This window comes from Pseudomonas sp. LFS044 (genome assembly GCF_047978245.1).
GTDB lineage: Bacteria > Pseudomonadota > Gammaproteobacteria > Pseudomonadales > Pseudomonadaceae > Aquipseudomonas.
In genome coordinates, this window is record NZ_JBFPFX010000039.1 from 1 (window position 1) to 24,657 (window position 24,657).

The 24,657-nt window shown below is 62.4% G+C and carries 19 protein-coding genes; 7 read left to right on the forward strand and 12 right to left on the reverse strand.

The window, feature by feature from the left end:
• Positions 1-216 precede the first annotated feature (216 nt).
• On the reverse strand, positions 217-1,317 hold the full coding sequence (gene gbcB, locus ACNQPL_RS24545) for a glycine-betaine demethylase subunit GbcB (protein WP_346613572.1): 1,101 nt from the start codon (positions 1,315-1,317) through the stop codon (positions 217-219).
• A 295-nt stretch (positions 1,318-1,612) separates the two neighbouring features.
• Between gbcB and gbcA the strand changes: the two genes are divergently transcribed.
• A complete protein-coding gene (gene gbcA / locus ACNQPL_RS24550; protein ID WP_416468134.1) occupies positions 1,613-2,905 on the forward strand; it encodes a glycine-betaine demethylase subunit GbcA in 1,293 nt (430 codons plus the stop codon).
• Positions 2,906-2,940: 35 nt separating this feature from the next.
• Here gbcA and ACNQPL_RS24555 read toward each other — a convergent pair whose 3' ends face one another.
• From ACNQPL_RS24555 to ACNQPL_RS24585, 7 genes are all read right to left on the reverse strand, one after another.
• Positions 2,941-3,807 (reverse strand): RHS repeat-associated core domain-containing protein, encoded by an 867-nt coding sequence (locus ACNQPL_RS24555; protein WP_416468156.1) that lies wholly within the window; start codon positions 3,805-3,807, stop codon positions 2,941-2,943.
• 807 nt (positions 3,808-4,614) lie between these two features.
• The gene (locus ACNQPL_RS24560) at positions 4,615-5,385 is read right to left on the reverse strand and encodes an electron transfer flavoprotein subunit beta (protein ID WP_416468135.1); all 771 of its coding nucleotides are present in this window, start codon (positions 5,383-5,385) and stop codon (positions 4,615-4,617) included.
• A gap of 10 nt (positions 5,386-5,395) precedes the next feature.
• The gene (locus ACNQPL_RS24565; RefSeq protein ID WP_416468136.1) at positions 5,396-6,628 is read right to left on the reverse strand and encodes an electron transfer flavoprotein subunit alpha/FixB family protein; all 1,233 of its coding nucleotides are present in this window, start codon (positions 6,626-6,628) and stop codon (positions 5,396-5,398) included.
• Positions 6,628-8,580 carry a dimethylglycine demethylation protein DgcB gene (dgcB, locus tag ACNQPL_RS24570; RefSeq protein ID WP_416468137.1) on the reverse strand — a complete coding sequence of 651 codons (1,953 nt, stop codon included), beginning with the start codon at positions 8,578-8,580 and terminating at the stop codon, positions 6,628-6,630. Before dgcB ends, ACNQPL_RS24565 begins: the two co-directional genes overlap by 1 nt.
• Before the next feature lie 164 nt (positions 8,581-8,744).
• A complete protein-coding gene (dgcA, locus tag ACNQPL_RS24575) occupies positions 8,745-10,805 on the reverse strand; it encodes a dimethylglycine demethylation protein DgcA (RefSeq protein ID WP_416468138.1) in 2,061 nt (686 codons plus the stop codon).
• Positions 10,806-10,820: 15 nt separating this feature from the next.
• Positions 10,821-11,351, reverse strand: a complete 531-nt coding sequence (locus ACNQPL_RS24580) for a DUF5943 domain-containing protein (RefSeq protein ID WP_027594293.1) — start codon at positions 11,349-11,351, stop codon at positions 10,821-10,823.
• A gap of 77 nt (positions 11,352-11,428) precedes the next feature.
• The gene (locus tag ACNQPL_RS24585) at positions 11,429-12,406 is read right to left on the reverse strand and encodes a dipeptidase (protein WP_139667934.1); all 978 of its coding nucleotides are present in this window, start codon (positions 12,404-12,406) and stop codon (positions 11,429-11,431) included.
• Between the two features lie 285 nt (positions 12,407-12,691).
• On the opposite strand from ACNQPL_RS24585, the gene ACNQPL_RS24590 reads away from it, so the two are divergent.
• A complete protein-coding gene (locus ACNQPL_RS24590) occupies positions 12,692-13,093 on the forward strand; it encodes a lysozyme inhibitor LprI family protein (protein WP_416468139.1) in 402 nt (133 codons plus the stop codon).
• A 127-nt stretch (positions 13,094-13,220) separates the two neighbouring features.
• Here ACNQPL_RS24590 and ACNQPL_RS24595 read toward each other — a convergent pair whose 3' ends face one another.
• A complete protein-coding gene (locus tag ACNQPL_RS24595) occupies positions 13,221-14,165 on the reverse strand; it encodes a GlxA family transcriptional regulator (RefSeq protein WP_416468140.1) in 945 nt (314 codons plus the stop codon).
• A gap of 146 nt (positions 14,166-14,311) precedes the next feature.
• Between ACNQPL_RS24595 and choX the strand changes: the two genes are divergently transcribed.
• From choX to ACNQPL_RS24615, 4 genes are all read left to right on the forward strand, one after another.
• Positions 14,312-15,256: a choline ABC transporter substrate-binding protein gene (gene choX, locus ACNQPL_RS24600; protein WP_416468141.1), complete on the forward strand. Its 945-nt coding sequence runs from the start codon at positions 14,312-14,314 to the stop codon at positions 15,254-15,256.
• Between the two features lie 123 nt (positions 15,257-15,379).
• The gene (locus ACNQPL_RS24605) at positions 15,380-16,264 is read left to right on the forward strand and encodes a 3-keto-5-aminohexanoate cleavage protein (protein WP_346613562.1); all 885 of its coding nucleotides are present in this window, start codon (positions 15,380-15,382) and stop codon (positions 16,262-16,264) included.
• Between the two features lie 18 nt (positions 16,265-16,282).
• A complete protein-coding gene (locus ACNQPL_RS24610; RefSeq protein WP_416468142.1) occupies positions 16,283-17,248 on the forward strand; it encodes an L-carnitine dehydrogenase in 966 nt (321 codons plus the stop codon).
• A gap of 10 nt (positions 17,249-17,258) precedes the next feature.
• The gene (locus ACNQPL_RS24615; RefSeq protein WP_416468143.1) at positions 17,259-17,741 is read left to right on the forward strand and encodes a thioesterase family protein; all 483 of its coding nucleotides are present in this window, start codon (positions 17,259-17,261) and stop codon (positions 17,739-17,741) included.
• Between the two features lie 67 nt (positions 17,742-17,808).
• On the opposite strand, the gene ACNQPL_RS24620 is transcribed toward ACNQPL_RS24615, so the two are convergent.
• Positions 17,809-19,395, reverse strand: coding sequence for a M12 family metallo-peptidase (locus ACNQPL_RS24620; RefSeq protein WP_416468144.1), 1,587 nt, complete (start codon positions 19,393-19,395; stop codon positions 17,809-17,811).
• Between the two features lie 372 nt (positions 19,396-19,767).
• Here ACNQPL_RS24620 and ACNQPL_RS24625 point away from each other — a divergent pair, with 372 nt between their 5' ends.
• On the forward strand, positions 19,768-20,025 hold the full coding sequence (locus ACNQPL_RS24625) for a hypothetical protein (RefSeq protein ID WP_346613694.1): 258 nt from the start codon (positions 19,768-19,770) through the stop codon (positions 20,023-20,025).
• 198 nt (positions 20,026-20,223) lie between these two features.
• On the opposite strand, the gene ACNQPL_RS24630 is transcribed toward ACNQPL_RS24625, so the two are convergent.
• Both ACNQPL_RS24630 and ACNQPL_RS24635 read right to left on the reverse strand, forming a co-directional pair.
• Positions 20,224-21,891, reverse strand: a complete 1,668-nt coding sequence (locus tag ACNQPL_RS24630) for an ABC transporter ATP-binding protein/permease (RefSeq protein WP_416468145.1) — start codon at positions 21,889-21,891, stop codon at positions 20,224-20,226.
• On the reverse strand, positions 21,888-24,656 hold the full coding sequence (locus ACNQPL_RS24635; protein WP_416468146.1) for an insulinase family protein: 2,769 nt from the start codon (positions 24,654-24,656) through the stop codon (positions 21,888-21,890). Before ACNQPL_RS24635 ends, ACNQPL_RS24630 begins: the two co-directional genes overlap by 4 nt.
• Position 24,657 lies beyond the last annotated feature (1 nt).

The window sequence follows — 24,657 nt, forward strand, 5'->3', positions numbered from 1 at the left end:
ATACAACCGAATCAGGCTCCACAGCCATAACAACTATCTGTCGCCGATAGCTATGGAGCAGCAGGCGGCGTGATCACCGTAATCGGTGTCCGGAAAAACTTGACCAGAACAAGCCCGCTCCCACAGGTACTCCACTGCCCTCAGGTTCAGTGCAATACCTGTGGGAGCGGGCTTGCCCCGCGAATGGGCTGCAAAGCAGCCCCCTGGGCCCTCGGATCAGTAATCGATCCGCACATCCCCTTTAGGCACACTGCAGCACGACAGAATGTAACCCTCAGCCTCGTCTTCCTCGGTAATCCCGCCGTTGTGTTCCATCTCCACCTCGCCACCCAGCTTGAGCACCTTGCAAGTGCCGCAGATGCCCATGCCGCAGGCTTTCGGAATCATCAGGCCAACCTTGGCCGCCGCCGCATGCACGGTCTCGCCCGGGGCGATGCGGATGCTCTTCTCGCTGCCGATGAACTCCACCAGGTTGAGATCCGAGACGTCCACCTCCGGCGCGTCGGCGGCCTGCTCGGCGTGCTCCACGGCATCGGCCTTGGCCTCCGCAGGCGTCGCCCCAAACGACTCCTCGTGGTAGTTCTTCATGTCGAAGCCAACCGCTTCGAGCATGCGCTTGACGGCGGTCATGTACGGCGTCGGGCCGCAGCAGAACACCGTGCGCTCCATGTAGTCGGGCGCGATCAGCTCCATCAGCCGCTGGTTCAGGTAGCCGCGGTAGCCCGCCCAGGGCTCGCCCAAGCCGTGCTTCTCGCAAATGATGTGCAGGCTAAAGTTGGGGATACGCGAAGCCATCTGCTCCAGCTCGCGGTGGTAGATGATGTCTTTCGGCGAACGGGCGCTGTGCACGAAGACCATATCGACGTTGGCGTTGGTGTCGTAGAACCAGCGCGCCATCGACATCACCGGGGTAATGCCGACACCACCCGACAAGTACAAGGTCTTGCCCGCCGGGAAATCGATGGCGTTGAACAGCCCCACCGGGCCGTGCACCGGCAGCTCGGCGCCTTCGTGCATGGTGTCGTGCAGGTGGTTGGATACCAACCCGCCCGGCACGCGCTTGACGGTGATCGAGAAGCTGTAGGGCACCGATGGCGAACTGGAGATGGTGTAGGAGCGCATCACCGGCTTGCCTTCGATCTCCAGCTCCAGGGTGACGAACTGCCCAGGCTTGAAGAAGAACATGATCGGCTGGTCGGCCATGAAGCAGAAGGTGCGCACGTCCCAGGTCTCCTGGATGACCTTGACGCAGCGCACGATGTGGCGGCCGTTGGCCCAGGTCTGGGTGGTGACCGGATTGAGGAAGGTATCGGACATGTTCATCTCCAGCGGCCGACTCTGGCCCTTTTCATGGCTGCGATAATGCGCAAGCTGAACGCGACGTACATTCCTGCCTGCGACATCGGCGTGCTTATCGCGACCAGCCCCGTGATACAAGGGCTGGCGCGTCGTAATTCAAATCGGCCATGTCGCCCATGGATACGGTTCGCGCCGCCTTCGGACGCACACTCCACGGCAAAAGAAACTGCCTTTTTCTGGCAGCCAGTCTTGCGGCACCACAACAACGATTAGCCACCTTTTGCCGGCCGCACACGGCCCCGAGGATTACACGATGGACGTCACCGCAACCCTGAGCCTGGGCGATCCACTTGAACCTGCACGCAAGGCGACCGCCGAGATGCTGCAGACCCGCGAGCGCACCTACTCGCTGCCCCAGCCGTTCTACACCGACGAGCGTCTGTTCCAGATCGACATGCAGGAGATCTTCCAGAAAGAATGGCTGATCGCCGGCATGACCTGCGAGATCCCGGCAAAGGGCAACTACATCACCCTGCAGATCGGCAAGAACCCGATCCTGGTGGTGCGTGGCGCCGAGGGCAAGGTGCACGCCTTCCATAACGTCTGCCGCCACCGCGGTTCGCGCCTGTGCGTCAGCGACAAAGGCAAAGTGGCCAAGCTGGTCTGCCACTACCACCAGTGGACCTATGAACTGGACGGCCGCCTGCTGTTTGCAGGCACCGAAATGGGCGCCGACTTCGACATGAAGGAGTACGGCCTGAAGCCTGTGAACGTGAAGGTTGCCGGTGGCTACATCTTTATCAGCCTGTCGGAAAACCCACCTGCCATCGACGAGTTCCTGGCCACGCTGGAACACTACATGGAACCTTACGACATGGAGAACACCAAGGTGGCGGTCCATACCACCTTGATGGAAAAGGCCAACTGGAAGCTGGTGCTGGAAAACAACCGCGAGTGCTACCACTGCAGCGGTTCGCACCCGGAGCTGCTGCAAACCCTGCTGGAGTGGGACGACACCAACGACCCGCGCGCCAGCCAGGAATTCAAGGACCACGTAGCCGCCTCGGCCGCCGCCTGGGAAGCCGAAAAAATCCCGTACCTGCACAAGAGCCACGGCCTGCGTAACCGTATCGTGCGCATGCCGCTGCTCAAAGGCACGGTATCGATGACCATGGACGGCAAGCAGGCCTGCCAGAAGCTGATGGGCCGCATCAAGAACCCGGACCTCGGCTCGATGCGCATCTTGCACCTGCCACACTCCTGGAACCACTGCATGGGCGACCACATGATCGTGTTCACGGTGTGGCCGATCAGCGCCCAGGAAACCATGGTCACCACCAAGTGGCTGGTGCACAAGGATGCCGTGGAAGGCGTGGACTACGACCCTGAGCGCATGCGCAAGGTGTGGGACGCCACCAACGACCAGGACCGCCGCCTGGCGGAGGAAAACCAGCGTGGCATCAACTCCACGGCGTACCAGCCTGGGCCTTACTCGAAGACTTACGAGTTTGGTGTGGTGAACTTCATTGACTGGTACAGCGACCGTGTGCTGGCCAATTTGGGCGCAGAGCCTGCTGCTTACCTGAAAGAGGTGAAAGCGCAGTAACCCGCCCCACCCCGCTGGCACGGCGCATCGCCGTGTCAGCGTCTGATATTCCCCACAGGTGTCGAAGGGGGTGCACTCGGAGTTTGATTGGCACCCCAGCTCCGCCAAGCCTCTGCAGCCGCACTATAAGCCGAGTTTATCCGCGCCCCCAATGCCCTTGCGCCTCCCCATAAGTATGAAGCCCCTTCAACCATCATCCTCGCGCCAGTGACTTCATAGAACGTTTCCCACGCCACCCTGCCCGCTGACACACCTGGCTGTCCCACTCCGCGCCATACGGCCTGCGCCGCCTCGACGTTGGAGAAAAGACCACCTGTTATGTTTCCGACCGCGCTACCCACCCCCAGCCGACGGCCGTGGCTGGTCAGCACATTACCTATCCACCCTTGCTCTACACCGCTCAACGCCGTCCCTGCACCCCCCGCCAATCCTGTGTACAAGAAGACGGTGTTACCTACCCTTGATCTCAGGCTCGGCTCGTTGATAAGGGAGCCGGAATGTTGGGCTTCCAGGCGAATGACCACATTCCGGGCCGTCCGCGCGGTAGCCCCGATTGAAGTGACCGAGCTAGACAATAGGCTGAAGCCACTTATCAACTTGCTCAGCCAACTCGCTCCACTGGGATCTACCCGGTTGACAGGGTCGCCACCACAATAGGCGTAAGTATTCAGCCCGCCGATTGAAAATGGGCTGAAAGGATCAGGGGATTGAAAGCGCATCAACACCGGGTTATATACCCGCCGGCCATTACCCAAGTGGTAGCAGCCCGTCAGAGGGTCGACAGGCTGCCCGGTAAAGGCGAGCAACGCGACATCGTCCAGTATGCGGGCACCGTAGGGTAGATAGGCCCTTGAAACCCCGCCTGCGCGGGTTCGCGTGGATGGTCGCAGCGCATGGTGCATGTAAGAGCCCCACTGTTTGTGATAGCTCACCCTAACAGCTGGAAGCAATGCTGCTAACTGACAAAAATGACAGGTCTGCAAGACTTACCCACAACTTGTAAGGAACTCAGTGCGGAGTGCACTTGCACTTCTGTGAGGAGTGTCCCGAAGGAATTGGTCAATATTTGATCAAAGCACTGAAGCCCTTGGATCTCGGGGGCTACAGGCTACTCCGTACACGTTGTCCACAGAGACACCAACAGAGATTGTGGGCAATCAGGACAACCGCTGCAATCAGGTTGTGGATAAAGGATTCAAGGCCTTAATATGCCTGGGACATAGGATTCAGACTCAATTTGATCGTTTTCTGATCAGTTCTTCAAAAGCCTTGTGTTGCACGGCTTACAGCTAGTGCCGAACAGATTATCCACAGACCAGCTAACAGCGATTGTGGGCAAAACCACCCAGAGACTCGCATATCTGTGCCTGAAGAGCCGGCTCAGACCTGATCAATTTATGATCAAAGCTCTGTAAGCCCCGTTATATATGGCCCCCAGCCATGCACCAACACTTTATCCACACCTTGACGAACAGATTCCGTGGGCAAAACAGAGTTGCACCTGATGGTTGAGCCATTTTCGCCAAATCCAGCGGTGTGGTGGGCAACAGGATGGACTTATGCACAGGCAGAATGTGCATGCAGCAGATCAGGGGATCATTGTGGGGGCGGGCTTGCCCCGCGGTGTATGGCACCGGCTGGGCCGGTGTTCGCGGGGCAAGCCCGCTCCCACAAAGTGAGGGCGGCCTTGCCGGCGAGCGCGGAGGGCTTTAGCGCAGCACGCCCTCTTCCACCAGCAGCTTGAGGATGGCCTCGGCGCCCTCCTGTGGCGAAACATCCTTCAGCACCTTGCCGCCACCGCCACTGGCCTTGGCGGTCGCAGCCTTCATCCGGTCGGCGCCGCTCTTGGCCTTGATCACCTTGAGCCGCTTGGGCCGTGGCCGTGCAGGCTGCAACTCGGCTTCGGCCAGCAGATCATCCTCGACTATCGCCACATGACGCGCCGCCAGCACACCCCGGCGCGCCGGCCCGAATGCGCTCTGGCGCGGTTTAGGCGCAGCGTTATCCACAGTCGCCAGCAACGGCAGGCGCACTTTCAGCCGGCGCCGCTGACCACGCGGCAAGGCCTGCAATACCTGGGCGGTGCCGTTCTCGATCGACTCCACCTCGGCCAACCCCACGATCAACGGCCAGCCAAGTTTTTCGGCCAGCAGGAACGGCAACATGCCCGACCCTTCACCCGTCTCGGCCTGGCTGCCGGTCAGCACCAACTGCGCCCCGGCGTCGCGCAGGTAATCCCCCAGCACGCCCAGCACATCGGCCCCGGCGGGCTGCTCCAGCACATCCAGGTGGTCCAGGCCCATGCCCAGGTAGGCGCGCAATGCTTCTTCTTGCGGGTCGCCGGCATGCACCACCTGCAAGTTATCCCCAGCCAGCTGCAAACCCAGCTCCACAGCGCGGGCATCCTGCTCGGCGCGGCGTGCGCGGCCGGAGCTGGGGTGGGCACCGATGGAAACCAGGCTGATGACTTTCGTACTCATGCTCGTGCCCTTATGCCGCGTCGCGCTGGCCGCCGCTGCGGAAGTTGTCCACAGCCTCGATCAGTGCCTGGAGAATTGCCGAACTGTCGCCAATCACCGACAGGTCGGCACGTTTGATCATGTCGCAGCCTGGGTCCATGTTGATCGCCACCACCTTGTCGCAGGCGCCGATGCCCTGCAGGTGCTGGATCGCGCCAGAGATACCCACAGCCACGTAAACCCGCGCAGTAACCCAGGTACCGGTTGCACCCACCTGGCGGTTGCGCGGCATGAAGCCGTCGTCCACTGCCACCCGCGAGGCGCCTTCAGTGGCGCCGAGGGCTGCGGTAGCCTTGTGGTACAGGTCCCAGTCCTTGACGCCGTTACCGCCCGAAACGATGAACTCGGACTCGGCCATGGCAATGGTGGCCGGGTCTACGGCCACCGAGCCGAGGTCCTCGATATGCGACAGGCTGCGTGCGAAGCCTGTGGACAACTCCACCGGCAGCGCTTCGTGGCGGGTCTCGCTGACAGGTTCGGCACATTCCGCCGCAGCCAGGATCAACCGTGGCAGGGCGCGTTGCAGGTCTTGCTGACCCGCGCCGGCACGGCCGATGCACTGGCCGTCCTTGACCTGCCAGACCCGCGTCGCCGGCCGCTCGCCCAAGGCGGCAGCGAAGCGCCGGCCCAGTTCGCCACCACCGGTGCGGCTATCGGGCAGCAGCCAGTGGCGCGGCGTGAACTGGTTATCCACAGCCCGCAGCCCCTGCACCCGTTGCTCAGGTGCATAGCCTTCGAACGCCTCGCCTTCGATAACCAGCAGGCGATCGACCCCGGCTGTGGAAAAGTTGTTTTCCTTGTGTTCGCCAAACACCACCGCCAACACTGCGCCGTCCTTGCCGGCCAGGCTGTGCGCCAGGCCCAGCAGGTCGCGGTCGTGGCTGCTCAGGCGGCCACCGACCATGTCGGGCACTACGGCAATGTAGAACGCCGGCGCCGGCACCTGGTGCAGCGGCAACTGCACCACCGCTGCCGCTGCGCGCCGCCCGCCGACACCGGTGCCCTGCTGGGCACCGCTGCGGTCGATACGCTTGATGCCACTGGGGCCGATGAACCCGGCGGCGATGGCATGCGGGTTCTTGCGGATGAGGCCGTTCGGCCCCATCCAACGGGTTTGTTGCGTCTGCAGGGCCGCATGCAGCGGGTGCAGACGGTTACGGGCGATCCACTCGGCGCGTGGGTCGCGGCGGATGATGTCGCTCATCAGTGCACCTCCGCAGGTTCACGTTTGACCGTTGGCGACTTTGCGGCCGCCGGGGTTTCCTCTTCGATCAGCACATCGGCTACCAACTCGGCGAGGTCCTTGATCTGTGGGCGCGGTTCGACCACGCCTTCGAGCATCGCGGTGCACTGTGGGCAACCCACTGCAACCAGCTCGGCCTTGGTCTCGCGGATGTCGTCCATGCGCATGTCGGGGATACGTTGCTTGCCCGGGATATCGGTGATCGGCGCGCCGCCGCCACCGCCGCAGCAACGGGAACGGAAGCCCGAACGCTCCATCTCGCGCACTTCGATACCCAGTGCCTTGAGCACTTCGCGGGGCGCTTCGTATTCACCGTTGTAACGGCCCAGGTAGCACGGGTCGTGGTAGGTGACACTGCCGCCCTTGTGCTGGCCGAGGTTGAGCTTTTTGGCTGCGATCAGTTCGGCGATATAGGTGCTGTGGTGCTGCACCTGGTAATCCCCACCCAGTGCGCCGTATTCATTCTTCAACACATGGAAACTGTGCGGGTCGCAGGTGACGATGCGCTGGAACTTGTACTTGGCCAGGGTCTGGATATTGCGCTTGGCCAACTGCTGGAAGGTGGCTTCATCGCCCAGGCGGCGCGCCACGTCGCCACTGTCGCGCTCTTCCAGGCCGAGTACGGCGAAGTCCACACTGGAGGCCTTGAGCACTTTGACGAACGCACGCAGGGTGCGCTGATTGCGCATGTCGAACGCGCCATCACCTACCCAGAACAGTACGTCGGTGGTTTTCACTTCCGGCAGCAGTTTCAGGCTGAGGTCGGCTGCCCAGTTCATGCGGCCACCGGGTGCGAAACCACCCGGGTTGTCGGTGGCGATCAGGTTTTCCAGTACTTCGGCGCCTTTGTTCGGGGTCGCGCCCTTCTCCAGCGTGAGGTGGCGGCGCATGTCGACGATGGCATCGACGTGCTCGATCATCATCGGGCACTCTTCGACGCAGGCGCGGCAGGTGGTGCACGACCACAGCGTTTCGGCATCGACCAGGCCGTTGACGATCGGCTGGTGCGGGTTGCCGCCGTGCTCGCCAATGGGTTTGCCCGGGTAGGGGCTGCCAGCGAATTGTGCGTCGGTGCCACCGGCCAGGCCGATGACCATGTCCTGGATGAGTTTTTTCGGGTTCAGCGGCTGGCCTGCGGCGAACGCCGGGCACATGGCTTCACATTTGCCGCACTGCACGCAGGCATCGAAGCCCAGCAGCTGGTTCCAGGTGAAGTCCACCGGTTTTTCCACGCCAAGCGGCGCGTTGCGGTCTTCCAGGTCCAGCGGCTTGAGGCCGGTGGAGCGGCCGCCGCCGAAGCGTTCGGCACGGCGGTGCCAGGCCAGGTGCAGGGCACCGGCGAAGGCGTGTTTTATTGGGCCGCCCCAGGTCATGCCGAAGAACAGCTCCGACACGCCCCACAGCACGCCCAGGCCAAGTACCGCGACCATCACCCAGCCACCGCTGTTGGCAGGCAGGATGCCGGCAACCGGCAAGGTGGCAATGAAGAAGCTTGCCGCAAACACCAGCAGGCTTTTCGGCAGGCGCATCCACGGGCCTTTGGACAGGCGCGAAGGCGGGTTGAGCCGCCGTTTGAAGACGAAGATGGCACCGCTGAACATGATCACCGTGGCGACCAGCAGCGCGTAGCCGAGGATCTTGCTCTGCAGGCCGAAACCGTGCACCAGAATGGCCAGCGCGGCCGACAGTACGAAGCCGCCTGCGGTGGCCACGTGGGTCTTGGACATGTATTTGTCGCGCTCGACCACGTGGTGCAGATCCACCAGGTAGCGGCGCGGCATGGCCAGCAGGCCGCCGATCAGGTTGACCTTGGACGGCCGGCCACGCCGCCACATGCGCACCCGGCGCAGGGCGCCGAGCACCGCCAGGCCAAGGGCAGCGAACAGCAGAATAGGTAGAAGGGTGTTCAACATGGGAGGCTCCCACAACAACAGCTGAATTCTTGCGCCGCTATGCCCCTTGTGGGAGCGGGCTTGTCCCGCGAAGACGTCCGGCCTGACAACATCGTTGTTGGTGCTGACGCATTCGCGGGGCAAGCCCGCTCCCACAGGGGTCTACGGCGTTTAGGCGCGCTGGATCAGAAATCCTTGCACAGCCGCAAGGCGTCGTAGATCGCCGCATGCACGTTGCGCTGGGCCACGCAGTCGCCGATGCGATACAGCAGGTAGCCTTCGCCCGGCTGGCTGAGGATCGGCTGCGGCTTGATGGCGAACAGCGCCTCCACATCGATCTGGCCCTTGTTGCGCGAGCCTTCCTTCAGCGCGTAGTACAGTTCTTCATCAGGCCGCACACCGTTCTCGACCACCACCTGGTCGACCACGCGTTCTTCCTTGGCGCCGGTGTACTCGTTCTCGAGCACCGCCACCAGCTTGTCGCCCTCGCGGTAGACCTTTTCCAGCATCATGTCGCCGGTCATGATCACTTCTTTCGGGTACATGCTGCGGTAGTAAGTCGGGAACGTGGTGCCACCCATCGCTACGCCCGGCTTGATGTCGTCGGTGACGATCTCGACCTGGCTGCCCTTGTCGGCAATGAAGTCTGCCGTCGACATGCCGGTGAATTCGCAGATGGTGTCGTACACCAGCACGTTCTTGCCCGGCGCAACCTTGCCGTCGAGCACGTCCCAGCTGCTGACCACCAACCCTTCGGCGGCGCCCCAGTGTTCGTTCTGCTCGACGAACGGATGGCCGCCCACCGCCAGCACGATGACGTCCGGGCGCAGGTCCTGGATGGCGTCCACGCTGGCAGCGGTGCCCAGGCGCAGGTCGACTTTCAGGCGCGCGAGTTCCAGCTGGTACCAGCGGGTGATGCCGGCGATCTGATCACGCTGCGGGGCCTTGGCGGCGATAGTGATCTGCCCGCCGATCTGGTCTTTCTTCTCGAACAGGGTCACGTCGTGGCCGCGTTCGGCCGCCACGCGGGCGGCTTCCATGCCGGCAGGGCCGGCACCGACCACCACCACCTTGCGTTTGACGCCGGTGGTTTTCTCGATGATGTGCGGCACGCCCATGTATTCACGGGAGGTCGCGGCGTTCTGGATGCACAGCACATCCAGGCCCTGGTACTGGCGGTCGATGCAGTAGTTGGCACCCACGCACTGTTTGATCTGGTCGATCTGGCCCATCTTGATCTTGGCGATCAGGTGCGGGTCAGCCATGTGCGCGCGGGTCATGCCGACCATGTCCACGTAGCCGCCTTCGAGGATGCGCGTGGCCTGGTTCGGGTCCTTGATGTTCTGCGCGTGCAGCACCGGAACCTTGACCACTTCCTTGATGCCGGCCGCCAGGTGCAGGAACGGCTCCGGCGGGTAGCTCATGTTGGGGATGACGTTGGCCAGGGTGTTGTGGGTGTCGCACCCCGAGCCGACTACGCCAATGAAGTCGAGCATGCCGGTCGCATCGTAATACGCGGCGATCTGCTTCATGTCCTCGTGGCTCAGGCCATCGGGGTGGAACTCGTCACCACAGATACGCATGCCCACGCAGAAATCGTCGCCCACCTCGGCGCGCACGGCCTTGAGCACCTCCAGGCCGAACTTCATCCGGCCTTCGAAGGTGCCGCCCCATTCGTCGGTACGTTTGTTGACCCGCGGGCTCCAGAACTGGTCGATCATGTGCTGGTGCACTGCCGACAGTTCGACGCCGTCCAGGCCGCCTTCCTTGGCCCGACGCGCAGCCTGCGCGTAGTTGCCGATAACCCGCCAGATCTCTTCCACTTCGATAGTCTTGCAGGTGGCGCGGTGCACCGGCTCACGGATGCCCGACGGCGACATCAGGGTCGGCCAGTTGAAGCCGTCCCAACGCGAGCGACGGCCCATGTGGGTAATCTGGATCATGATCTTGGCGCCATGCTTGTGCATGGCGTCGGCCAGGTTCTGGAAGTGCGGGATGATGCGGTCGGTCGAGAGGTTGACCGACGCCCACCACTCCTGCGGGCTGTCGATGGCGACCACGGACGAGCCGCCGCAGATCGCCAGGCCGATGCCGCCCTTGGCCTTCTCTTCGTAATACTTCACATAGCGGTCGGTAGTCATGCCGCCGTCAGTGGCGTAGACCTCGGCGTGCGCAGTGCTGAGCACGCGGTTGCGGATGGTCAGTTTGCCGATCTGAATCGGCTGGAACATTGCTTCGAATGCCATGACGCTATCTCCGGCTTACAACGGCTTTGTAACGAACAGGCCATCTTCGTGGCCTTCTTCCGACCCGCCATAGACCTGTTCGGCCACAGTGCGAATCTTGCTGCCGCGGGCAGCGAGAATCTGGTCCATTGCGCCGGCGAACCAGCCGGTGAACATGTAGTCGACCTTGCGGCCAACCTTGCCGTACACGTACACGAACGCAGAATGCTTGAGCTTGACGCTGCAGGTGCCCTTGTCCAGGTCGATGTCCTGGATCTCGAACAGGCCCCAGCCACGCTGGCTCAGGCGCTTCATGTAGTGTTCGAACACCGCCACGCCTTCCAGGCCATGGCATTCGGCTTCTTTTTCACACCAGTGCCAGGCGGACTTGTAGCCAGCCTTGTAGAGGATCTCGGCGTAGGCGTCGGCGCCCAGCACTTCCTCGATGCCGATGTGGTTGTTGACGAAGAAATGGCGGGGTACATACAGCATCGGCAGGGCGTCGCTGGTCCAGACACCGGTCTCGCTGTCGACTTCGATTGGCAATTGCGGGGCGATCTTGGCCATGGAAACTCAACTCCATAAAAATTTTCATGTGGGTGCCCCGGCGTTGCTGGCAGGGGCTATCAGGCTTGGAGAGCGGCTTACTCGCCCCAGACGTCCTTGAGGACGTTTACCCAGTTCTCGCCCATGATCTTGCGTACCACGCGCTCGGAATGGCCGCGCTTGAGCAGGGTCTCGGTGAGGTTGGGGAATTCGCCGACGGTGCGGATGCCCAGCGGGTTGATGATCTTGCCGAAGTTGGTCAGGCGACGGGCGTAGCCCTTGTCGTGGGTCAGGTACTCGAAGAAGTCCTGGCCGTGGCCCTGGGTGAAGTCGGTGCCGATGCCGATGGCGTCTTCACCCACGATGTTCATGGTGTACTCGATGGCTTCGGCGTAGTCGTCGATGGTCGAGTCGATGCCCTTGGCCAGGAACGGCGCGAACATGGTCACGCCGACAAAGCCGCCGTGGTCGGCGATGAACTTCAGTTCTGCGTCCGACTTGTTGCGTGGGTGCTCTTTCAGGCCCGATGGCAGGCAGTGCGAGTAGCACACCGGCTTTTTCGATTCGAGGATGACTTCTTCGGACGTCTTGGAGCCGACGTGGGACAGGTCGCACATGATGCCCACGCGGTTCATTTCGGCGACGATCTCGCGGCCGAAGCCGGACAGCCCGCCGTCACGCTCGTAGCAGCCGGTGCCGACCAGGTTCTGGGTGTTGTAGCACATCTGCACGATGCCCACGCCCAGCTGCTTGAATACATCGACGTAGGCAATCTGGTCTTCGAACGCATGGGCATTCTGGAAGCCGAAGAGGATGCCGGTCTTGCCCAGCTCCTTGGCCTTGCGGATGTCGGCGGTGGTACGCACCGGCATGACCAGGTCGCTGTTGTCGCGAATAAGCTTCTGGCTGGAGGCGATGTTGTCGACGGTAGCCTTGAACCCTTCCCAGACCGACACCGTGCAGTTGGCCGCCGTGAGCCCGCCTTTGCGCATGTCTTCGAACAGCTCGCGGTTCCACTTGGCAATGATCAAACCGTCGATGACGATGCTGTCGGCGTGTAATTCGGCTGGGCTCATCAGGCTGTCCCCTTTTATTGAGTTGGGTCGCACCGAACGTTGTGCCGGCGCTTTGGGGCCAGCATATGCCTGTGCCCCGAGGCGCCCCGATGCAAAAACGACAGGGGGTTTGCCGAAAGCGTCAACGCGCGACAACACGCCCTCTGGCACGCCGTCTGGCGATGAGAGACAGTCTCGATAACGACCTTTCTGGATGCTTTATGAACATTTGGACAGGTGGCTACCCAGGCGCCTTCGTCTGAGCGAGAATCCCTGCGATTCGTCAGCCTGTTGAGGAGAAAAGGGATGAAATCATTGGCATGGCTGGCGCTGCTGGCCGTCGTATCGGGCGCCCAGGCCGGCGAGGAAGAAAGCACCCCGTGCGACAACGTCGAGACCGACCAGCAGACCTACGCCTGCGCGGCGTTCAGCAAGCAGACGGCCGAGCGGGAGCTGAAGTCGGCTTACGATGACTTGATCCAGCGCATTCGCGATCAATATGCCGACGAAGGCGACCAGGCCACTGCGCTGATCGGGCGCATGGACGCGGCAGAGAAGCTGTGGATGCAACTGCGCGATGCTGATTGCAAGGTCGAGACCTATGCCGAGAAGCAGGGGAGCAAGGCATTCCAGGCGGCCTGGGATACCTGCGTGGCCCAGCGCAGTGATGACCGGTCGGAGTATTTGCAGTCCATCGGCCAGCAGTGAAATCCCTGTTTCCTGCGCAGGCCCTATCGCCGGCAAGCCAGCTCCTACAGGTACCCCACGGCATTCAACGCCTGTGCAATACCTGTGGGAGCTGGCTTGCCGGCGATAGGGCCAGTGCAGGAGGAAATCAAACTGCCCTGGCCAACCTGTCCTCCCGCGGGCAACACTGGTACCGCGCCCGATAACACCGGGTGAAATACGAAGCGGACTCGAACCCACACGCGACCGCCACTTCCAGCACGCTCATATCGGTCTGGCGCAGCAACTGCCGTGCCTTGTCCAGCCGCAGCCGCAAATAGAACCCACTGGGCGTATCGTCCAGATGCAACCGGAACAACCGCTCCAGCTGCCTACGCGTCACCTGCACCGCATCGGCCAGCACCTGAGTATTGAGCGGCTGCTCGGTATTGCGCTCCATCTCCCCAATCACCTTCACCAGCTTCTTGTTGCTGATGCCGTAACGGCTGGCGATCTGCATGCGCTGGTGGTCCTGTCGCGGGCGGATACGCCCGAGCACGAACTGCTCCGACACCTGCACCGCCAGCTCACTGCCATGCGCTTGCGCAATCAGGTCGAGCATCAGGTCGATCGACGCCGTGCCACCGGCGCAGGTGATGCGCCGTCGGTCGATCTCGAACAGCTCCTGGGTCGCCTGCAGGCGCGGATAGCGCTCCTTGAATGCGTCCAGCGCTTCCCAGTGCAAAGTCGCGCGATGGCCGTCGAGCAGGCCCGCCTCGGCGAGCACCACAGGGCCCGTGTCGATGCCGCCAAGGATCACCCCTTGGTGATCGAGGCGGCGCAGCGCCTGCTGCAGCGCCGGGCCGTAACACGCCAGCGGCTCGAAGCCGGCGACGATCAACAGTATCCCTCCCGGCTCACCCTCCCCCAGCGCGCCATCGGCATTCACCGACATGCCATTGCTGGCCTCCACCGCACCGCCATCCAGGCTCAGCACCCGCCAACGGTACGAAGGCCCCTTGAACCGGTTGGCCACGCGCAACGGCTCCAGGGCGCTGATGAAGCCCATGGCCGAGAACCCCGGCAGCAGCAGGAAATGAATCAGTTGCGGCATTGCTTGCTCCACGTCACAGGTGGTCGCTTCCGTGCAAGTGTTGGTCGCCAGGGTGCGATTTCCCACCCTGCCGCCAGCGTAGCGTATTCACACGGTCCGCAGAGGCCGCCCTCAATAACAATATGCACTGCCGATGGAGAGCCACCATGCACAGCTTGATCCGCCGCAGCCTGTTGTCCCTTGCCCTGAGCAGCATCGTTGCAACCCCGCTTTTCGCCGCCGAGCCTGCGGCCTGCAAGAATGTGCGCCTTGGCGTGGTCAACTGGACCGACGTCATCGCCACCAGCGCCATGGCCCAGGTGCTGCTCGACGGCCTGGGTTACCAGACCAAACAGACAAGTGCCTCGCAGCAGATCATCTTTGCCGGCATCCGCGACAAGCGCCTGGATATGTTCCTGGGTTACTGGAACCCGATCATGACCCAGACCATCACCCCGTTCGTCGACGCCCAGCAGGTCAAGGTGCTCGACCAGCCGAGCCTGGAAGACGCCCGGGCGACCTTGGCCGTGCCCAAATACCTGGCCGACAAAGGTTTGAAGACCTTCGCCGATATCCACAAGTTCGAGAAGGAGCTGGGCGGGAAAATCTACGGCATTGAGCCGGGCTCCGGCGCCAATACCCAGATCAAGGCGATGATTGCCAAGAACCAGTTCGGCCTGGGCAAGTTCCAGCTGGTCGAGTCCAGCGAGGCCGGCATGCTGGCCGCCGTCGACCGCGCCGTGCGGCGCAAGGAGGCGGTGGTGTTCTTCGGTTGGGCGCCGCACCCGATGAACGTCAACATCGACATGGCCTACCTGGGCGACAGCCAGGACGCGCTTGGCCCGGACGAAGGCCGCGCCACGGTGTGGACGGTAACCGCGCCGGACTACGCCGACCGCTGCCCCAACGCGCACCGCCTGCTGGCCAACCTGAAATTCAGCGCCGAGGACGAGAGCCGCATGATGCAGCCGCTGCTCGACCACAAGGACGCACTGGCCTCGGCCCGCCAGTGGCTCAAGGACCACCCCGACGACAAGGCCCGCTGGCTCGAAGGGGTGACCACCTTCGACGGCAAGCCTGCGGCCGAGAACCTCAAGCTCACCGCCAACTGATCCGGCCTCTTCGCGGGGCAAGCCCGCTCCCACAGGTACAGCGTAAAACTCAGGATCTCGCTGATCCTGTGGGAGCGGGCTCGCCCCGCGAAAGGGCCAGCACAGACATCACAAGGAACCGCCATGAACCACGACGTCATCATCACCTGCGCCCTCACCGGCGCCGGCGACACGGTCGCCAAGAGCCACCTGGTCCCGGTCACCCCGAAACAGATCGCCGAATCCGCCGTGGAGGCCGCCAAAGCCGGCGCCACCGTGGTCCACTGCCACGTCCGCGACCCGCAAACCGGTCGTTTCAGCCGCGACGTCAACCTCTACCGCGAAGTCATGGAACGCATCCGCGAAGCCGACGTGGACATCATCGTCAACCTGACCGCCGGCATGGGCGGCGACCTGGAAATCGGCCCGGGCGAATCGCCCATGGAGTTCGGCCCAGGCACCGACCTGATCGGCCCGCTGGAACGCCTGGCCCATATCGAAGCGCTGCTGCCGGAAATCTGCACCCTCGATTGCGGCACCCTCAACTTCGGCGACGGCAATGCCATCTACGTCTCCACCCCCGCGCAGCTTCGCGCCGGCGCCAAGCGCATTACCGAGTTGGGCGTGAAAGCCGAGCTGGAAATCTTCGACACCGGCCACCTGTGGTTCGCCAAGCAGATGATCAAAGAAGGCCTGCTCGACGACCCGCTGTTCCAGCTGTGCCTGGGCATCCCGTGGGGCGCGCCGGCTGACACCACCACCATGAAGGCGATGGTCGACAACTTGCCGGCCAACGTCACCTGGGCGGGCTTTGGCATCGGCCGCATGCAGATGCCGATGGCAGCACAAGCCATGCTGCTCGGCGGCAACGTGCGGGTCGGCCTGGAAGACAACCTGTACCTGGACCGTGGCGTGCTGGCCAGCAACGGCCAGTTGGTGGAACGCGCAGCCGAGATCATCACCCGCCTGGGTGGCCGCGTGCTCACGCCGGCAGAAGGCCGGGAAAAAATGAACCTCAAGCGCCGCTGATCCCTTCAGGAGACCGATATGCCCTTCATTACCGAGATCAAGACTTTCGCCGCCCTGGGTAGCGGCGTGATCGGCAGCGGCTGGGTCGCCCGCGCCCTCGCCCACGGCCTGGATGTAGTGGCCTGGGACCCGGCGCCCGGTGCCGAGCAAGCCTTGCGCAAACGCATCGCCAACGCCTGGCCGGCGCTTGAGCAACAAGGCCTGGCTCCAGGGGCGTCACAGGCCCGGCTGAAATTCGTTGCCACCATCGAGGAATGCGTGCGCGAGGCCGATTTCATTCAGGAAAGCGCACCAGAGCGTCTGGACCTCAAGCTCGACCTGCACGCCAAAATTAGCGCCGCCGCCAAGCCCGACGCGATCATCGGCTCAAGCACTTCGGGCCTGTTGCCCAGTGAATTCTACGAGTCGTCCACCCACCCGCAGCGCTGCGTAGTCGGCCATCCGTTCAACCCGGTATACCTGCTGCCACTGGTCGAGATCGTCGGCGGCAACCGCACCACCCCTGAAGCCATCGAAGCTGCCAAAACCATCTACACCGCCCTCGGCATGCGACCGCTGCACGTGCGCAAGGAAGTCCCCGGCTTCATCGCCGACCGCCTACTCGAAGCGCTGTGGCGTGAGGCGCTGCACCTGGTCAACGACGGCGTGGCCACCACCGGCGAGATCGACGATGCCATCCGCTTTGGCGCCGGCCTGCGCTGGTCGTTCATGGGCACCTTCCTCACCTACACCCTGGCCGGTGGCGATGCCGGCATGCGCCATTTCATGTCGCAGTTCGGCCCGGCCCTCAAGCTGCCCTGGACCTACCTGCCAGCGCCGGAGCTGACTGACAAACTGATCGACGATGTGGTCGACGGCACCTCGGCACAACTGGGCGAGCGCAGCATCGCCGCGCTGGAGCGCTACCGTGATGACACCCTGCTGGCGGTGCTGGAGGCAGTGAAGACCAGCAAGGCAACACATGGCATGGCCTTTGGCGATTGAGGAGCAAGCAATGCCAGCACTGATCACCTACCGCACCCCGATCCAAAAGGATTGGGTGGACTACAACGGGCATCTGCGCGATGCCTATTACCTGCTGATCTTCAGCTATGCCACCGATGCGCTGATGGAACGCATCGGCCTGGATGCCGACAGCCGTGGGCACAGCGGAAATTCGCTGTTCACCCTGGAAGCGCACATCAACTACCTGCATGAAGTAAAACTAAGTACAGAAGTGTGGGTGCAAACGCAGATCATCGGGTTTGATCACAAGCGCCTGCAGATTTATCACAGTCTGCATCGAAAAGAATCCGACGAAGCATTGGCAGCAAGTGAACAAATGTTGCTTCACGTAGACTTGGCCGGACCAAAGTCGACCCCATTTGGCGACCGAACCCTACAAGCGCTGGAACAAATAATTGAGGAGCAAAGAAACTTGCCAAAGCCCAAACACCCGAGTAGAACCATTCAGCTATCCAAGCAGCACGATGATTAATAGGGTTTGAAGCGCCGGCACTGGCCAGCCCAACACAAAAGGCTGACCGTGCCGGTTACACTGACCACTAGCGGTAAAGGAGCTGGTACCGAGCTTGCAACACATTCCCAATGGCGCCAGCCCCAATTTTTCTATGCGTTACATTGGGTGGCAGATTACTAGGGTTGTCCAAATTGGAAGCGGAATAGTCGCCGGTTTCGCTGCCAACGATGTAGCAAGATTCGCTGGTGGCTTGACCATTACCGATGCAGAAACTCGATTTCACCGCAGCGCCTTGCACCCTGGCAGACCTCGCGTTCATGCAGGCGCCCTTTATATCAAGGTGTTGAAGGGTCATAGTACAGCTGCGACCCGAAAAATTATCCTGTTCGAACAGAGTAACGGTAATCGGTGTGTAGTATGGCGGATAGAAATTCGCCACCGTTTCCCGATACTCGTTGAAACGGCGAGCATTGTCATGGTTTCGCACGGTACCAATCGCTACACCTTGATGCTGTATGCGCGGGTTGGAAAAATAAGGGATCGCACCGTGGGGTGTCCGCATAATGGTGTGGAATGCTGGAGAAGCGTGCTCATAACCATGGTTGTAGCTATTGGGCGGGTCTGTTGCTTCACGCCCATGCCCCCCGCCCAGGTTATGTCCTAGCTCATGCGCCAACGTGCCGTCTATGCAGCTGAAGACCGAGTAACCCCCTCCCCTGCTGTCAGCGGGCTGATAAGCTACACCGCATACATCGCTGAATGTCGAAAGCATCGAAACCAGATCAGCCCTTAGTGCGTCCCGGTGCACATAGACAGCTCTGCCCAAATCGGAATTGGCATTCTGCAATTCAGCAAGCTGCTCGCCGTAACTACCGGTTTCGTTATAGTTTGCGTCATAATATCCGGCCAACTCATAGGTAATTTCAACTTGACTATTTCTTAGATATTGATTGGCATCCTGCAGCACTTGCGCTACCCGCAACCGATAGTCCGGATACTTGGTACGCGATTGATTAGTCGAGACAATAAGCAGCCTAATGATGCTGTGTGTAGAGGCAGGCGCGCTCGAAGCTCGGCTGGCTTTGGTTGATCCCTCGTTAGCCCTGATGGGCTCACCCTCTGGCGGTAACTTTGACTCGTCAACTTTGACCAGTGCATATTGCCCCTCGCCGACAGGATCAATTCGATAGCGCTGCCCTTCGACTACAAGATTGCCCACTATACGATTGCCTTGTTTGGCGATAGATAAGTAATAAAACGGGTCGTTGTCCATCTCTGCAGAGTTCGATGGCGCATGCGTCTGTTTCCAGGTGGATTGCGTGTAACCGACCCAGCCTTCAATACCCGCCGTAAGGGTATTGAAGTCACGAAGGTTGAACGCTGCCGTCTTACCGCTCGGCAGCGTTACTGCCAACGCTTTGGTTTCATTGCTGACTAACGCTGAGTTCACCTTGATCCACGTGATTTCCTGGGTCGAAGGATCAGACAGTACAGTGGCCAAATAACCTGTGGCCGTTTTCTGAAGCACGTTGCGATCAGGGGTGGGCTCAAGCGTGAACAGTTGCGTTACCGTGCTTGAAGTGCTGTTGTCCGACGAGGTCCATGACGAGCAAGCCGAAGCCATGGTCAACATCGCCCCTAGCACAAAGGCCTTACACATATTCTTAATCACGCTTTCCGCTCCTTTGGAATTCCATCCCCTACAGAAGAGCAATTAATCGTGCAGCCCGTCACCTGGCAAAAATGCTAGGTGTATGGTTGTACAGGGAGAACAAGCAGAATAAAAATAACCCCGCAAAGCCGTGAGCTAGCGGGGCCAAGAGCGAGCAACATCCACTGTGCATGAGCGAGGGTGACCAAACCCTCTGGTACCGTGAATGGCTTCAGTGTGCGGGCTTGCCGGGTTGGCGATTTAGCCGTAAACGACCTGTTCTTAGCCAAAGCAGTCATGGCGACATCTTGTTGTTGCGGGCATGTCGCGGTCGTCACAGAATCGGTCGTAAATCACAGCAGCACTCTCTTAGCGATAAAAGGGACAACAGCCATGATGCATGCGGATTTGATTGATCAGGACGACCTCGCCGGCCAGTTGCGCGCGCGCGGTTTCGAGATTCCGGCGGGCGCCAGTGCCGAGCAGGCTTGCGAAGCGGTGGTGCGTGGGCTGACAGAGCCTAATGCGCGGGCGCTGAAGGGTATGGTCGAGCAGATGTATACCGGGAGTGCGACGATTCTGCCGGCGGTGCGCCAGGCCATCGACAAGAATCTGTTGCCGGCGTTGGCGAGTTTCAACAAGCGGGCCTGATTTATTTTTCCTGTACTGGCCCTATCGCCGGCAAGCCAGCTCCCACAGTGATTACACAAAGCCCGAGGCCTGTGCAGTACCTGTAGGAGCTGGCTTGCCGGCGATAGGGCCAGGCCTGCCTTACAGGAATTACTCAAGGCCCGAGGCCTGTGCAATACCTGTGGGAGCTGGCTTGCCGGCGATAGGGCCAGGCCTGCCTTAAACCGGCTCGGCCAGCTTCTCCAGTTCTGCAGTCCGGTCAAACAGCCGTGCCAGCCCTTCCTGGTGGGTCACCCCCACCACCGTACACCGCGGCAACTCCCGTCTGAGCATTCCCAGCAAGCCCCGGGCACTGCCCAGGTCGAGCTGGCTGGTCGCCTCATCCAGGTACAAGGTATCCGGCCGGTACAGCAACGCCCGCGCCAGGCTCAACCGCTGCTGCTCCCCGCCGGAAAGCACGCGTTCCCACTCAGCCTGCTTGTCCAGTTGCCCAATCAGGGCTCCCAGCCCCACCTGGCCCAGCACACCGATCAACTGCACATCGTCTATCGACCGCACCTGTGGATAAGCCAGTAAGGCGCGCAGGCTCATGTGCGGCATGTAGGGTTTCTGCGGAAGCAGCAAGCTGCGACCCGGTGGCAGTTGCCAGTCGCCCAGGCAGTACGGCCAAAGCCCCTGCAAGGTGCGCAGCAAGGTCGACTTGCCAACCCCGCTGCGTCCACCCAGCCGCAACCACTGGCCCTGCCCTGCTTGCAGGTCCAGGTCGCGCAGCATCGCACTGCCATCCGGCCGGAAAAGCGTCAGCCCTCGGGTACACAGACAGTCGCCCGGTATGGCGCTAACGGCCTGCCTGCGGCTGGCCGCAATCGCCTGCTCGAACTGCTCCAGCCGCTGTAACGCCGCGCTCCAGCGCACCAGCTTGTTGTACAACTTGATGAACCAGCTGAGCGAGCCATGCACGGCATTGAAGGCACTGCGGATCTGCATCAGCCCACCCAGGGTGATGGTCTTGGCCATGAATGCCGGCAGCGCGGCGAACACCGGGATAATCAGGCTCAAACGCTCGTAGGAGACGGTGAACAGGCTGAGGTTGCGCTCGCGCCCCATCAACTGCCGCCAATTGTCGGCGATGGCGCGAAAGCGTTCGGCCAGCTGCTCGCGCTCGACGGCCTCACCACGGTACAGCGCAATCTGCTCGGCATGGTCGCGCTTGCGCAGCAGGCTGGCGCGAAAATCCGCCTCGCGGTGTTCACGCTCGTAGTTGAGCGCATGCAGCGGCTTGCCGATCAGGTGGGTGAGCAGGCTACCGATCAAGGTGTAGGCCAGCACGAGCCACAGCAGATAGCCATGCACCGTGAAACGCTCACCGAACAGGCTGAAGGTCTGCACCCCCGACAGGTTCCACAGGATCACCACGAACGCGCCGACCTGCGCGAGGTTGATCACCAGCGAAGCGACCAGCTCGATGCTCAAGCCAACCATCAGGTCGACGTCCTGGGCGATACGCTGGTCGGGGTTGTCCGGCTCGCCGGTCAGCCCAAGGCGGTAGAAGGCCTGGTCGGCCAGCCAGGCGTCGGTCAGGCGCCCGGTCATCGCCTGGCGCCAGCGCAGCTCCAGCCCTTTGCGGATGTAGTCCATGGCCACGATGATCAGCACATAGCTGCCCAGGTACAGCGCGTACTCGCCGACCAGGCCATACAGCCCCGTCGTGTCGAACGCGGCCAAGGTGTCGTAGAAGGTCTTGCTCCAGCTGTTGATCAGCACATTGATCTGCACCACCAGCAAACCCAGGCCGATCACCGCCGCCAGCATCAGCCATGCCACCCATTGCCGGCGGTCGTGCCAGAACGGGCGGCTCAGGCGGTAGAACGTGCGCAAGGTATTCACAAGGCCTGCTCCAGCGCGGCGGGCGATGGCAGCAGGCGCAGCTGCACCTGGTTGGCGGCGGGGAACAGCTGCCGCGCCATGTGCTGCATGGCCGGCAGGGTCAACGCTTCGGGCAACCTGGCCTGTTCGCTGAGGTAGCGGGGGTCTTGCCAGTGGCGCTCGCTGAGGATCAGGCGCTTGAACTGGGTTTGCGGGTCTTCGCGGCGCTTGGCTTCCTGGCGTTGCAGTTCGTGGCGTGTGGTCTTCAGCCACTGCTCATCCACGCTCAAACCGGCCAGGGTCTTCTGCGCCAGCGCCCAGAGTTCGTCCACCCGCGCCGGGTCGCAAGTGAAGCTCAGCGTACTTTCGATACGCTGCGAATCGGGGTCGAGCTGTGCATCGAAGCTCAGGCGATACACCCCCGAGGCTTCACCGCGCAGCTGCTGCTTGAGCCGTTGGTTGGCGAGGTCGCGCAACAGCGCTACGCGCATGGCCGCTTGTGGTTGCCAGGCTTGAGGCAGATAGCTGCTGGCCTGCAGAACGGCCCGCGGCTCCAGCGCGATGGCCAGGTCTGTGCGGCGCTGGCCAGGCTGCTGTACGGCCGATTGCGCGTTTGCCGCAGCGCCGCGCGGCAGGTTGGCCAGGTAACCGCGTACCAGCGGTTCGAGCTGCTCTGCGGGCGCGTCGGCCATCAAGTAATAGGTCACGGGGGCGCTGGCAAGGCGCTGCCAGTCGGCCTGCAACTGCTCGCGGTCCAGCTGTTGCAGCGCTAGCGGGGCGGGGCTTTGCCAATGATCGGCGCCGTACTTGAGTACGCGCTGCGCGCTTTCCTGGCGTGAACGTACATCTAAGGGGCTGCTGCGCACCCGCTGCAGCAGGTCGTTGCGCGCTTCGTCGAACAACTTCGGGTCGATGCCCGCCAGCTGGCTCAGGCGATAGCTCTGCAACAAAGCCGGCAGTTGCCCGGGAGCACCGCTGAGGTTCAACTGCAGGCGCTGCGGCTGATGCTCCAGGCCGAGCGTGGCCCGCTGTGCCTGGCGCCACGCTTGAGCGCCATCCGGCCCGCTGCGCACCGCCAGTTGCGCAGCCATCTGCAGGCGCCAGGCTGGCGCATCGGCAAGGCGGTAGCCTGCGGATGATTCGGCCTGTAGCAGCCAGTTGCCGTCCGGGCCGTTGCGGCGCAGCCACACCAGCTTGTCACCGTTGCCCAGGGCCCAGTGCTCGACGTGCTCGGCGGCGAACGCCTGGCGCCCGACGATTTGCCCGGCTGGGCCCGGTGCATCGGGCTTGTAGGTTGCCACGGTGGGGGCGTCAGTGCGCTGCTGCGCAGGTGCGGGCAGGACCTGGCTGGCGATCTGCGCCTGCAATGCCTCGACCGCTGCAACACTCGGTACCTCGACCTCCGACTGCCTGGGCACGCTGAACTGCAGCACGCGGTCGGCACTGCCTAGCCAATGCTTCAGCCTGCCGTTGAGGTCTTCAAGGTCGATGCCTGGCAACACCTGCAAATAGCGACGCGCTGCAGCATGACGTTCGACCACGCTGCCTTCAGGCGCCGTGGCGTTGGTGAGCTGCTCGACCCATTGCGCGAACGTACGTGGCGTGTGGTTGGCCAGGGTCTTGTCGCCCAAGGCGCGGATATGCGCCCGCTGGTGTTCGAAGTCCTGCTCGCTGAAGCCATGCTGGCGCAAGCGCTCGATCTCGGTCAGCAACTGGCGCAACGCTTGTTGGTGCTGCAGGCCGTCTACGCCAGCAGCGATGCCGAGCACCGTCGACTGGCTGCCGATCAGGGTTTTCTGCGCGGTCAAACTGCGCACACCCGCCTGCCTGGGCTGACGACGCAAATTGTCGACCAGCGCCGCCAGGGCCATGCGGTCGATCAACCGCTCACGCATGGCCGCGCGGCTGGTACCGCGGCTTTGCGGCTCGTGCAGACGCAGCAGCAGCGACACCTGGCTGCTGCCGGATTGAGGGTCCTGCAGGCGGAAGACCTTCAGCTGGTCATCCAGCGGCAGGTCGCGATGCCCACGCGGCGGTACCGCGCCGCCTCGCGCTTTACCGAAGGCCGTTTCGATCTGCGCCAGCATCGCTCCAGGCTCGAAATCGCCCACGGCTGAAATGACCATGTTCGACGGCTGGTACCAGGTTGCCTGGAACGCTTGCAGGTTGGCCAGGCTGGCTTCTCGAATAGCCGCTTCGTTGCCGATGGTGCGGTGCGCCGGGTAACGCGAACCGACGCGTTGCGAAGCCGTGCGCTGTTCGTTCATGCGCTGCGCCACACCCAGCCCGCCACGCCATTCCTCGATGACGATCGGCCGTTCGCGCTCGAGGTCCGCCGCGCTGTAGTCGCCGGCGAACGCCATGTCGGCCAGCACCTGCAAGGCCTGCGGCGCCTGGCGCATGCCCGATGGTGGGCTGAGCATGTACTGAGTGCGCTCGTAGTTGGTCATGGCGTTGAAGTGCCGGCCTTGCACCCAACCCAGGCCGACCATGCGTGCGCGCACGTTTTCGGCATGCCCGGCACGGCTGTGGAACACCAGGTGCTCGACCAGGTGGGCGACACCGACCTGGTCGTCGGCCTCGTCCACGGAGCCGGCGTTGACGGTCATGCGCAGGTCGAGCCTGCCGGGCTGGGCCGACTCGCGCACCAGGCGGTATTGCATGCCGTTGGCCAGGGTGCCTTGGGTGACCTGGGGATCCCAGGGCAATGGCGCGTCAGGTTCAGGCAGCGACGCACAGGCGCCGAGCAGCAGCGGGCCGAGCAGGCCCGCAAGGAGCTTTTTCATC